Genomic DNA, 12,027 nt, shown 5'->3' with positions numbered 1-12,027 from the left:
GGCTAGGTGCGACCGCCGCATCTGTTTCGCAAGTCGCCTATGGTGACGGTTTCGGTTGAACCTCTGGGCCCATGCCGTATTCTTGTCGGCAGACATCAGGCTGCGCTTGCGGCCAGGCCGGCGCCGTCTTCACACGATGAAGCGGCGAACCCGGTCCGACGCCCGTCGATAACCTGGCGTCACGACAGCTCATCCTTTCGATCGGAGGCCGCCGTGGCGCGCAAACTGACTCTCGACTTCCTCAAGACCGAGGCCGCGTCCGGCTCGGCCCTGGCCCTGGCGGCCATCGCGGCGGTGCTGGTGGCCAACTCGCCCTGGTCGGCGGACTATTTCACCTGGCTGAAGAGCTATCATGTGCTTCAGATCGGTCCGATCCGGCTGGAGGAATCGATCTCCGACTGGATCAAGGAAGGCCTGATGGCGATCTTCTTCCTCGTCGTGGGGCTGGAGATCAAATACGAGATCGTGCGCGGCGAGCTGAGCGACCCGCGCAAGCTGGCGACGCCGGTGCTGGCGGCCCTGGGCGGCATGGCCGGGCCGGCCGCCGTCTATCTGCTGCTGTCGGCGACGATGGGGGCGCCCCATGCGGGCTGGCCCATTCCGCTGGCCACCGACATCGCCTTCGCCCTGGCCATCTTCGGCTTCGTCGGCAAGGGGCTGCCGTCGTCGCTGCGGGTCTTCCTGCTGACCCTGGCCATCGTCGACGACCTGGGGGCCATCGCCCTGATCGCGGTCCTGTTCAGCGAGGGGGCCAACTGGGCGCCGCTGTTCTGGGCCCTGGGCCTGATCGCCGTCGGCGGCCTGGTGGCGCACCGGATCCGGATCCCGACGCCCTTCTGGGTGCTGGGCTTTGCGGCGGTCTGGTATCTGACGGTCCTGTCGGGGCTGAGCACCTCTCTGACCGCCGTGGCCTTCGCCATGATCGTGCCGATCGCGGCGCGCAAGGAGGATCACCAGAGCCCGCTGAAGGAGGCGATGCACGACCTGCATCCGTGGAACGCCTTCCTGGTCCTGCCCCTGTTCGCCTTCGCCAAGGCCGGGGTCTCCTTCGCCGGCCTGACGATGGACCAGGCCTTCGCGCCCCTGGTCGTCGCCATCGCCCTGGGCCTGTTCTTCGGCAAGCAGATCGGCGTGCTGGGCATGGCCTGGCTGGCCTCGGCCCTGAGGATCGGCGCCCGGCCGACCGACGCCACCTGGCTGCAGGTCTACGGGGTGTCGCTGCTGTGCGGCGTGGGCTTCACCATGAGCCTGTTCATCGGCGTCCTGGCCTTCCCCGGCGCGGTCGATTCGCCCGAACAGGTCGAGGTCAAGCTGGGCGTCATCGGCGGCTCGATCCTGTCGGCCGTGGCGGCGGCTGTCGTTCTGGGTCTGGCGGGCCGGACCCGGTCGAAGGTCGGGGGCGAATAGCCCCGTTTTCGCCGCGAAAGCCGCGACCGCGGTGCAAAAACTGACCTAGCGTAAGCGTTTTCTGTCTCTTCCTTGTCACAGGAAGGTCGAACTGCGGCGAAAAATCGTCGCGGGTAACAACGCTCGCTTGTAGCTCACGCCCAAGCGGGCTTAGCCTCGCGGTACTGAACGCGTCTCCACGCAGAGGCGCGTCGATTGGGAACTAGGAAACGCTGCGGTCGCGCTCCGCGTGACCGGGCTTCAGAGCCGGGAGGACGCTTTCATGCGCCACACTAACCGCTATCTCCGGACCACCGTGTCCGCCGCCGTCGTCGGCGCCGCCGTGTTCGGCTTCGCCGGGATCGCCGCCGCCCAGGAGGCGCCCACCAGCGTGGACGACATCATCGTCACCGCCCAGAAGCGCGAACAGAGCCTGCAGGACGTGCCGATCGTGGTCACGACCCTGTCGCAGGAAGTGCTGGACGGCGCCGGGGTGCAGGACATCAAGGATCTGCAGATCCTGACTCCGGGCATGACCGTGACCTCGACCCAGTCGGAAGCCTCGACCACGGTCCGTATCCGCGGCGCCGGCACCGTCGGCGACAACCCCGGTCTGGAATCCTCGGTCGGCGTCGTGATCGACGGCGTTTATCGCTCGCGCAACTCGGTCGGCTTCGGCGACCTGGGCGAACTGAGCCGCATCGAGGTGCTGAAGGGGCCGCAAGGCACCCTGTTCGGCAAGAACACCTCGGCCGGGGTCATCAACATCATCACCGAACGCCCGTCGTTCGACCCGTCGGTTTCGGCCGAACTGACCGCCGGCAACTACGGCGCCATGGGCGGCTCGGTCTCGGCGACCGGCCCGCTCAGCGACATGATCGCCGGCCGCATCTTCGTGGCGCACCGCGAACGCGACGGCTTCTATGACGTCAACGTCGGCGACGGCCCGCGCACCCTGACCGAGGACAACACCCAGGACTACTGGACCGGTCGCGGCCAGCTGCTGATCCTGCCCAGCGACGAGGTGTCGATCCGCCTGATCGCCGACTACACCAAGCGTGACGAATTCTGCTGCTCGGCGGTTCAGACCCGCGTCGGCCCGACCCAGGCCTTCATCGCCGCCCTGGCCGCGCCCAACGGCCCCGGCCAGCGGCCGCCCGTCGCCGGCTTCGGCACGGTGCCCTTCAGCCGCACCGCCTATTCGAACCGCGAGACGCCTCAAGAGATCGAGGACATGGGCCTGTCGGCGGAAGCCACCATCGACCTGCCCAGCCTGAACGCCACCCTGACGTCGCAGACCTCGTGGCGCGACTGGTCGTTCCAGCAGGGGATGGACCTGGACTATACGGGCGCCGACATCCTTCACCGCGAGAATGACGGGTCCAACGGCTACGGCGTCGACAACCTGACCCAGGAATTCCGCCTGGCGGGCACGACGGACAAGTTCGACTGGCTGGTCGGCCTGTTCGCCACCAAGGAAGGCGTCTATCGCGACGACTCCTATTCCTACGGCGCGGACTACAACGGCTTCGCCTCCTTCCTGCTGACGGCGACCCTGCCGGCCGCCGTGGGGGGACCGAGCCCCAGCCGCCTGGGCTGTTTCACCAATCCGCAGGGCTTCCTGGTCACCGCCGCCGCGCCGAACACCCCGCTCTGCGTCGTCGGCGCCGTGGCGCCCAGCGCCGCCGCCCCGACCTTCGCGGCGGGCAAGGCCTATGAGGACCACTATTCCCAGCGGTCGGAATCGGTGGCCCTGTTCACCAACAACACCTGGCGGGTGACCGAGGCCTTCGACCTGAACCTGGGCCTGCGCTACACCTATGACAGCAAGCGTCTGCTGGGGGTTCAGGACAATCTGGGAAGCAATGGCGCGGCCTGCGGCGGCGCCCTGGCGAACCAGAATCCGGCCAACCGCGCGCCGTCGGCCATCCCCGGCACCGTCAATGTGGGGACCCCGGCCGCGGCTGTGGGCCTGCTGTGCCTGCCCTGGTCGAACCCGCTCTATGACAATCGCCGGATCCAGGAGAAGTTCAGCGACACCGACATCAGCGGCACGTTCAAGGGCTCCTACCGGTTCAACGACGCCGTCATGGCCTACGCCTCCTATGCGCGGGGCTACAAGGGCGCGGGCTACAACATGGACCGGGTGCAGACGGGGGTGACGCCGGACGCCTCGCTGTTCTTCGACGCCGAGACGGTGGACAGCTACGAGCTGGGGGTGAAGACGACCCTGTTCAACCGCTCGATGCTGCTGAACCTCACCTACTTCGATCAGAAGTTCGAGAACTTCCAGCTCAACACCTTCCTGGGCACCGCCTTCGTGGTGGAATCCATCCCGGAACTGACCTCGCGCGGCGTCGACGCCGACATGGTCTGGTTCACCCCGGTCGAGGGCCTGATGTTCCAGGGCGGCGTCACCTATACGGACGCCAAATACAACGACTTCACCGCCGCCGACCTGTCGAACCCGGCGCGCTTCCCCGCCCTGTCCCTGCTGCCGGGCGCCCGCGCCTCGTTCGCTCCGGAATGGTCGCTGACCGGCGCCCTGGCCTTCGACCGCTCGCTGGGCGGCGGCCTGCGCGGCGGCTTCAACCTGTCGGCCAAATATTCGACCGACTACAACACCGGTTCGGACCTGCTGCCGTACAAGGACCAGGAGGCCTTCACCGTCGTCAACGGCCGTATCACCATCGGGTCGGAAGACGAACGCTGGACCATCGACGTCTGGGGCCAGAACCTGCTGCAGGAAGAATACACCCAGGTCGGCTTCGCCGCTCCGCTGCAGGGCACGGCCTTCACCAACACCACCACACCGCAGGCGAACGGCACCTACTATAATATCGCCACCGACACGGCGACCTACAACGCCTACCTGGGCGCCCCGCGCACCTGGGGCGTGACGCTGAAGGTCAAATACTGATCGTCCAGCCGCCCGGGCCGTAAGGCTCAAAGGGGGGAACGACGAAGGGCCGACCGGGAAACCGGTCGGCCCTTTTCTTGAGCCTCTGGAACGTCTGGTCTCAGACGTGGTCCCCAATTCGACTTTCGACCCGTTGCGGACTTTGGACATCAGAGCAATGATCGCTGATGTCCACCATCGCACTCATCGTTGAGGCCGACGAGCCCGCGTTGTTCTTCTCTTCAGTGAGCGGGGCAGAAGGCTACCTCGAGGCGATTGATGTCAACGATGGCGTCTACCCGGTCGCCTACGGACCGGATGGGCAAGTCTTCCAGTTGAAGGCGATAGGCGACCACGTGCAGATCAACCCCGTAGGTGGCTCGAAAGCACCTGACGAGCTGCGTGCACTTCTGCTTCGCTATCTTTCCGCTGCTAAACAGCGTGACGTCAAAAGCACTGACGCGCTTTCGGGTCTGTTGGCGCGATGCGAGGCGGCGGTGATCTGACGTCCGCTTTCCACCCCGCTCAGACATGCCCGACGTCCGCTTAGGGGACTCAGTATTTCAACGGGCGTGGGGGTCTGCTTTCGGGCTGGAGGCTAATTTCGCAGATCGACCCGTTGCGGACATAGCCTGTTAGCATCATGCTTGCCGGATGACTGAAACTCCTGATCTTCGTGATGCTTGGCAGATCCGGCTCCAAGACGTGATCTGGAAGTTCGGCGAGGACCTCTCGGACCTGCATCGGGCCAACCCGTGGCCGGATAGCCCGCTGCTTCTACAAGCGATCAATTACCTCATGACGGAACTCTGGGATAAGGGCTTCAGCCAGTCCGAAATCCGCGAGGCTTTCAACGCCGCCGTCGCGGATATGCCGCGATATGCAGCGGGCGAGGAGCGCCGACCTTAGGTCCATTTCCTGCGCTTGGACCTACGTCTGTTCTCGACCCTTAGCGGTCATTGAAACTCCCCAGAGACTCTAGCTTCGCATCCGGGCATCGCTCTAAGACCTCGGCTCGGCGTTCTGAAAATGTGGTCATGTTGTAGTCCGCCGCGAACTTTAAAGCAGAGTCCATCAGTTGAAGTTCAGCCTCCGACTTCATCGCCCCCTCGCGAATAAACAGATCGGGAAGGTAGTGCGTAGCCTCGCAGTTTGAAATCGCGACCGTGGACCGCATCCCCGCGACAATTCCGTCGGTCACATGGCCGTATAGTAAAATGGGCTTGCCCGCATGCTGGTCCGCCAAAGCTTCCGCTCTACCATCACGACTAGCGAAGTGCTGCGGGTTGCTCTCCGGGGCACGCTCAACTGCGCGGCACCCCGAACCGACAATCAAAGCAGCGAAAATCGAGACACCCAACCGTTTCATAGCGGCATTAAAGGCCGGCGCAGCAATAGCGTCCAGCGATGACCGAAAACCACCCTTTGCGGACCCAATGACGGTCCGCAAGGGGTCGATCAACCTCACTCCACCAACGGCGCCTGCCGCGGTTTCGCCAGTTCCCGCTGCCCCGCCGTCGACCGGCGCAGGATGCGCCGCGCCCACTGGGCCACGTCGTCGACGATGGTGAAGATGGCGGGGATGTAGAGCAGGGACAGGAAGGTCGAGGAGATCAGTCCCCCCAGCACGGCGATGGCCATGGGCGAGCGGAACTGGACGTCGGCCCCGATGCCCATGGCGATCGGCACCATGCCCGCGCCCATGGCGAAGGTGGTCATCAGGATGGGGCGGGCGCGCTTGTGCGCGGCGTCCATGATGGCCTCGCGGCGCGGCATCCCGTCCTTCTCGGCCATGATGACATAGTCGACCAGCAGGATGGAGTTCTTGGCCGCGATCCCCATCAGCATCAGCACCCCGATCAGGGCCGACATGGAGAAGTTGGCGCCGCCGATGGCCAGGGCGATGAAGGCGCCGCCGATGGCCAGGGGCAGGGCCGCCATGATGGTGATCGGATAGGCGAAGCTTTTGAACAGCAGGGTCAGCACCGCATACATCAGCAGAATGCCCGAGGCGAAGGCGATGCCGAAGCCGGTCAGCATCTCCTGGATGAACTCCTCGTCGCCGGCCGGCACCTGGCGCACGCCGGCGGGCAGGTTCTGGACCGAGGGCAGGCGGTTGACCGCCACGCTCGCCGCGCCGGTGGTGATGCCGTCCAGTTCGGCGCTGATCGAGGCGATGCGCGACCGGTCCTGACGGGTGACGGTGGCCGGACCGGCGCCGAACTGGATGTCGGCGACGGCGCTCAGCGGCACCGAAGCCCCGCCCGTCGCCGGCACCCGCAGGTTCTCCAGCACGCTCAAGTCCTCGCGCGCCGCTTCGGTCAGCTGCAGCCGGATCGGGATCTGGCGGTCGCCCAGGTTATACTTGGGCAGGTTCTGATCGACGTCGCCGATGGTGGCGACCCGCACCGCCTGGGAGATGGCGCCGGCCGACACGCCCGCCAGGGCGGCCTCGTCCGGACGCGGCGTGACCAGGATTTCGGGACGCGCGATGGCGGCCGAGTTGACGACATTGGCCAGACCCGACACGCCGCGCATTTCTTCCTCCACCTTGCGCGCCGCGGCGTTCAGGGCGACGGGATCGTCGCTCAGGATCGAGAAGGTGTAGGTGGTGCCGTCGCCGGGACCGCCGCCCTGCTGGCTGATGCCGGCGCGGATGCGGGCGCCGGGGATCTGTTTCATCTCGTCGACCATGACCCGCGCGAAGGCCTGCTGGCTCAGCTCGCGGTCGCCCTTGGGCACCATGTCGGCGTAGATGTTGGCCTGGGTCACGTCCTGGCCGCCGACGGCGGCATAGACAGAGGTGACCTCGGGGCGGGCCTCCAGCTTGCGGGTGATCTGCTGCACCACGGCGTCGGTCTGGCGCAGGGTCGAGCCCGGCGGCAGCTCCACCTGGAAGGCCGCGCGCGCCGTGTCGCCGGGCGACATGAACTCGAACGACATCTTGGCCACGATCGAGGTCGCGATCGACCCGACCAGGAACAGGATGCCGATGATGAAGACCTTCCAGCGGTTGCCCAGGCACCAGTGCAGGGCCTTCAGATAGCCGCCCATCCAGAACGGGTCGCGATCCTCGTGGTGGGAGTGTTTCAGGATGAAGGCCGCCATCAACGGCGTCAGGGTCCGCGCCACCAGCAGCGAGAAGGCCACGGAGACACAGGCCGCAAGCGCGAAGGCCTTGAAGAACTGGCCGATGATGCCGGGCATGAAGCCGACCGGCGCGAAGACGGCGATGATGGTGGCGGTGGTGGCCACGACCGCCAGACCGATCTCGTCCGCCGCCTCCAGCGAGGCGTCATAGGGCGGTTTGCCGTCGCGCATGTGGCGGACGATGTTCTCGATCTCCACGATGGCGTCGTCGACCAGAATGCCGATGGTCAGGGACAGGGCCAGCAGGGTGACGACGTTCAGCGACTGGTCCAGCGGGCCCAGGATGGCGAAGGTCGGGATCAGCGACATCGGCATGGCCGTCGCCGCGATCAGGGTGGCGCGCCAGTCGCGCAGGAAGATGAAGACGATGATGACGGCCAGGACGGCGCCCAGCAGCAGGGCCTCCAGCGAGGCCAGATAGCTCTCTTCGATTTCCTCGACGCTGGCCGTGACCTGGCTGATGGTCAGCTCGGGATGGGCCTCGTCGATCTTCTTGACCTCTTCGCGGACCTTTTCGGCGACCTTGACCTCGGACGCGGTGCGCGAGCGCAGGAAGTTGAAGGTGACGGCCTCCTGGCCGTTGTAGCGGGCCAGGCGGCGCGGTTCGCTCCACTTGTCCTCGACCGTGCCCAGATTATCCAGGCGCACGGTCTTGCCGTCGCCCAGCGGCACCAGGGTCTCGCGCAGCTGCGCCACCGAGGTGGCGGCGCCCAGGGTGCGGACCGCGCGCTCGGACCCGGCGATGGTGACGCGGCCGCCGGGCAGGTTGTTGTTGACGTTGGTCAGGGCCTGGCTGACCTCGGCCGCCGTGACGCCATAGGCGGCCAGCCGCTGCGGATCCAGCTCGACCCGCATTTCGCGGTCCACGCCGCCCGAGCGGTTGACCTGGCCCACGCCGCCCAGGGCCAGCAGGGCGCGGCTCATCTCGTTGTCGATGAACCAGCTGATCTGTTCCGGCGTCATGGTCGGCGAGCGGACCACATAGGTGATCAGGGCGTCGCCGGTGATGTCGATGCGCTGGACCCCCGGCTCCTGCATGTCCTGGGGCAGGCTGGCGCGCAGGCCGGTCATGGCGTTGCGCACGTCATTGGTGGCCCGGTCGGTGTCCGTGCCCAGTTCGAACTCGATCACCGTCGTCGAGACGCCGTCGCTGATGTTCGAGGTGATGTGGCGCACGCCCGACAGGCCGGCCAGCGAGTCCTCGATCAGCCGCGTGACCTGGACCTCCATTTCCGCCGGGGCGGATCCGGGGCGGGCGGCGGTGACATTGACCAGCGGGAAGTCGATGTCGGGGTTGGAGTTGATCCGCATCCCCATGAAGCCGACCACGCCGCCGAGGGTCAGCAGCAGGAACAGCAGGATGATCGGAATCGGGTTCTTGATCGCCCAGGACGAGATCTGGTTCATGGGTCGGTCCTACTTGGCCGCGGGCTGGGCGGCGGCGGAGGGGCCAGCAGAACGGGCGCCGCCGGGGGCCTGGGCGATGTTGACGCGGTCGCCCTCGTTCAGGAAGCCGGCGCCGCTGACGATGACCTGGGCGCCGACATTGACGCCGGTGACGGCCGTCTGGGTGTCGGTCCGCGACAGGATGACGACCGGCTGGAAGTGAACCCGGCCGTCGGCGACCAGGGTGAAGACCCCCGGCTTGTTGTCGCGATACAGGACCGCGCCGGTGGGCACGGTGGTGGCGGGCTGGTCGCCGACGTCGATGTCGGCGCGGGCGAACATGCCCGGCCGCAGCTGGGCGCCGGGCGACAGCGAGATGCGGGCCAGGCCCAGGCGGGTGCTGGCGTTGACCTCGGGCGTGACGATCCGGACCGTGCCCGCGGTGGTTCCCGCCTCGCTGGAGGTCACGGTCGCCGACTGGCCGGCGCGAACCTGGGCCAGCTCGGTCTCGGGCACCTGGGCGTCCAGCTCCAGCCGGCCGTCGCGGACCATGCGGAACAGTTCGGTCCCGGCCGAGATGATCTGGCCCTTGGTCACGCTGCGGCTGATGATCAGGCCGGCGACGGGCGCGCGGATGGTGGCCTGGGCCAGATGGGTCTGGGTCTGGGCCAGGGTGGCGCGGGCGGCGGCCAGATTGGCGTTCGACGCCCGCTGGTTGGCCAGGGCGGTGTCCAGCGAGGCCTGAGACAGGAAGCCGCGCGCCTTCAGCTGCTGCGCCCGCTCCAGCGCCGCGTCGTCGCGCGCCACATTGGCCTCGCCCAGCTGCACCTGGGCCTGCTGCTGGCGCAGCTGGGCGCGCAGCAGGACGTCGTTCATCTGCACCAGGGGCTGGCCCTGACGGACGTAGGAGCCCTCATCCACATAGACGGCGACGGCGGTCAGGCCGCCGGTCTCGGCCGCGACCGGCACTTCCTCCCAGGCCGAGACGGTGCCCGAGGCGGTGACGGTGCGGCGCAGATTGGTCAGGGTCACGGTGGCGGCGGTGACGGTCTGGCGCGAGCCGCCGGCGGCCTTCTCCTCGGTCTTCTCATCGCCATGTCCGCCGCAACTGGCCAGCAGGAAGGCCGACAGGGCCATGGCGCCGAGGTTGAGAGCGTTTCGGGTCGTCTTGGACACGGGGAGTTCCTCGGTTGCAGGCCCCGGCTCGCGCCGGTTATCGGGAGGCGCGACCCATACCGCGTCCGCGAGCCGTTCTCAAACGCGGATACATATTGTTGCAAAGCCTTAATCTAGCACGGCCAGCGGGCGCGGATCGCCGCGCCCGCTGGTCCCGGACCTCTACGCGTGATAGGGCCGCGCGGATGACGACTCCCCCTATCTCGAACATTCGGAACTTCAGCGTGGTCGCGCACATCGACCACGGCAAATCCACCCTGTCCGACCGACTGATCCAGTTCACCGGCGGCCTGACCGCGCGCGAGATGTCCGAGCAGGTGCTCGACAATATGGATATCGAGAAGGAGCGGGGGATTACGATCAAGGCGCAGACGGTGCGCCTGAACTACCGCGCCAAGGACGGGCAGGACTATGTCCTGAACCTGATGGACACGCCGGGGCACGTGGACTTCGCCTATGAGGTGTCGCGCAGCCTGGCGGCGTGCGAGGGCTCGCTGCTGGTCGTGGATGCGTCGCAGGGAGTCGAGGCGCAGACGCTGGCGAACGTCTATCAGGCCATTGATAACAACCACGAGATCGTCCCCGTCCTGAACAAGGTCGATCTGCCGGCGGCCGAGCCCGAGCGGGTCCGCGCCCAGATCGAGGACGTCATCGGCATCGACGCCTCCGAGGCCGTGCTGTGCAGCGCCAAGTCCGGCATCGGCATCGAGGATGTCCTCGAAGCCATCGTCACCAAACTCCCGCCCCCCAAGGGCGACCCCGACGCCCCGCTGAAGGCCATGCTGGTCGACGCCTGGTACGACCCCTACCTCGGCGTCGTCGTCCTGGTCCGCGTCTTCGACGGGGTGCTGAAGACCGGCATGCGGGTCAAGATGATGCGCAACGGCTCGACCCACCTGATCGACCGGGTCGGCGTCTTCCTGCCCAAGAACACTCCGGTGGACCAGCTGGGCCCCGGCGAGGTCGGCTTCATCACCGCCCAGATCAAGGAAGTCGCCCACGCCGCCGTCGGCGACACCATCACCGACGAGAAGAAGCCGACCGCCGAACCGCTGAAGGGGTTCAAGGAGGTCCAGTCGGTGGTCTTCTGCGGCCTGTTCCCGGTCGACGCCGCCGATTTCGAGGACCTTCGCGCCGCCATCGGCAAGCTGCGCCTGAACGACGCCAGCTTCACCTACGAGATGGAATCCAGCGCCGCCCTGGGCTTCGGCTTCCGCTGCGGCTTCCTCGGCCTGCTGCACCTCGAGATCATCCAGGAACGGCTCAGCCGCGAGTTCAACCTGGACCTGATCGCGACCGCCCCGTCGGTGGTCTACAAGATCGGCCTGCGCGACGGCTCCGAGATCGACCTGCACAATCCGGCCGACCTGCCCGACGTGATGCAGATCGAGACCATTTCCGAGCCCTGGATCAAGGCCACCATCCTGACGCCCGACGAATACCTGGGCAGCGTGATCAAGCTGTGCCAGGACCGCCGCGGCCAGCAGATCGAACTGTCCTACGTCGGCGCCCGCGCCATGGTGGTCTATGAGCTGCCGCTGAACGAGGTGGTGTTCGACTTCTACGACCGGCTGAAGTCGATCTCGAAGGGCTACGCCTCGTTCGACTACGAGATCACCGAATACAAGGTCGGCGACCTGGTGAAGATGAACATCCTGGTCAACGCCGAGCCGGTGGACGCCCTGTCCATGCTGGTCCACCGCGCCCGCGCCGAGACGCGCGGCCGGGGCATGGTCGAGAAGATGAAGGAGCTGATCCCGCCCCACCTGTTCGTCATCCCGATCCAGGCGGCCATCGGCGGCAAGATCATCGCCCGCGAGACCGTCCGCGCGCTCCGCAAGGACGTGACCTCGAAATGCTACGGCGGCGACGCGACGCGCAAGAAGAAGCTGCTGGAGAAGCAGAAGGCCGGCAAGAAGAAGATGCGTCAGTTCGGCAAGGTCGAAATCCCGCAGGAAGCCTTCATCGCCGCCCTGAAGATGGACGAGGACTAGACTCCAGCGCCCCGCCCCCGTCTCTTATACCAACCT

General features: G+C 66.7%; 8 protein-coding genes. 5 read left to right on the top strand and 3 right to left on the bottom strand.

What is annotated here, in order from left to right:
• Nucleotides 1-213 precede the first annotated feature (213 nt).
• The 4 genes from nhaA to ER13_RS12555 all read left to right on the top strand — a co-directional run bounded on the left by nhaA (nt 214) and on the right by ER13_RS12555 (nt 5,194).
• Nucleotides 214-1,407: a Na+/H+ antiporter NhaA gene (gene nhaA, locus ER13_RS12570; protein WP_035309728.1), complete on the top strand. Its 1,194-nt coding sequence runs from the start codon at nt 214-216 to the stop codon at nt 1,405-1,407.
• Nucleotides 1,408-1,669: 262 nt separating this feature from the next.
• Complete coding sequence (locus ER13_RS12565; protein WP_035309726.1) at nt 1,670-4,306, top strand: TonB-dependent receptor; 2,637 nt, start codon at nt 1,670-1,672, stop codon at nt 4,304-4,306.
• A gap of 167 nt (nt 4,307-4,473) precedes the next feature.
• Nucleotides 4,474-4,791, top strand: a complete 318-nt coding sequence (locus tag ER13_RS12560) for a hypothetical protein (RefSeq protein ID WP_035309723.1) — start codon at nt 4,474-4,476, stop codon at nt 4,789-4,791.
• Between the two features lie 148 nt (nt 4,792-4,939).
• Nucleotides 4,940-5,194, top strand: a complete 255-nt coding sequence (locus ER13_RS12555; protein WP_035309722.1) for a hypothetical protein — start codon at nt 4,940-4,942, stop codon at nt 5,192-5,194.
• Nucleotides 5,195-5,234: 40 nt separating this feature from the next.
• On the opposite strand, the gene ER13_RS18480 is transcribed toward ER13_RS12555, so the two are convergent.
• Genes ER13_RS18480 through ER13_RS12540 form a run of 3 tightly spaced genes read right to left on the bottom strand, consistent with a single transcriptional unit; the run spans nt 5,235 to nt 9,997 of the window.
• The gene (locus tag ER13_RS18480; protein WP_155988155.1) at nt 5,235-5,747 is read right to left on the bottom strand and encodes a hypothetical protein; all 513 of its coding nucleotides are present in this window, start codon (nt 5,745-5,747) and stop codon (nt 5,235-5,237) included.
• Between the two features lie 2 nt (nt 5,748-5,749).
• A complete protein-coding gene (locus tag ER13_RS12545; protein ID WP_035309717.1) occupies nt 5,750-8,842 on the bottom strand; it encodes an efflux RND transporter permease subunit in 3,093 nt (1,030 codons plus the stop codon).
• A 9-nt stretch (nt 8,843-8,851) separates the two neighbouring features.
• Complete coding sequence (locus ER13_RS12540; RefSeq protein WP_035309714.1) at nt 8,852-9,997, bottom strand: efflux RND transporter periplasmic adaptor subunit; 1,146 nt, start codon at nt 9,995-9,997, stop codon at nt 8,852-8,854.
• Between the two features lie 185 nt (nt 9,998-10,182).
• On the opposite strand from ER13_RS12540, the gene lepA reads away from it, so the two are divergent.
• Entirely contained in the window at nt 10,183-11,991 is a 1,809-nt protein-coding gene (lepA, locus tag ER13_RS12535; RefSeq protein ID WP_035309712.1) for a translation elongation factor 4, read from the top strand.
• Nucleotides 11,992-12,027: the final 36 nt, after the last annotated feature.

It is taken from the genome of Brevundimonas sp. EAKA, assembly GCF_000698025.1.
Lineage (GTDB): Bacteria > Pseudomonadota > Alphaproteobacteria > Caulobacterales > Caulobacteraceae > Brevundimonas > Brevundimonas mediterranea_A.
The sequence above is the reverse complement of the archived record's forward strand: the minus strand, read 5'-3'. Positions and strand labels throughout refer to the sequence as shown.

What these genes read in the sequence shown, in the direction of transcription:
- ER13_RS12545 (WP_035309717.1), bottom strand. Translation starts at nt 8,842, where the DNA reads ATGAACCAGATCTCGTCCTGGGCGATCAAGAACCCGATTCCGATCATC.
- ER13_RS12565 (WP_035309726.1), top strand. Translation starts at nt 1,670, where the DNA reads ATGCGCCACACTAACCGCTATCTCCGGACCACCGTGTCCGCCGCCGTC.
- ER13_RS12555 (WP_035309722.1), top strand. Translation starts at nt 4,940, where the DNA reads ATGACTGAAACTCCTGATCTTCGTGATGCTTGGCAGATCCGGCTCCAA.
- ER13_RS12560 (WP_035309723.1), top strand. Translation starts at nt 4,474, where the DNA reads ATGTCCACCATCGCACTCATCGTTGAGGCCGACGAGCCCGCGTTGTTC.
- lepA (WP_035309712.1), top strand. Translation starts at nt 10,183, where the DNA reads ATGACGACTCCCCCTATCTCGAACATTCGGAACTTCAGCGTGGTCGCG.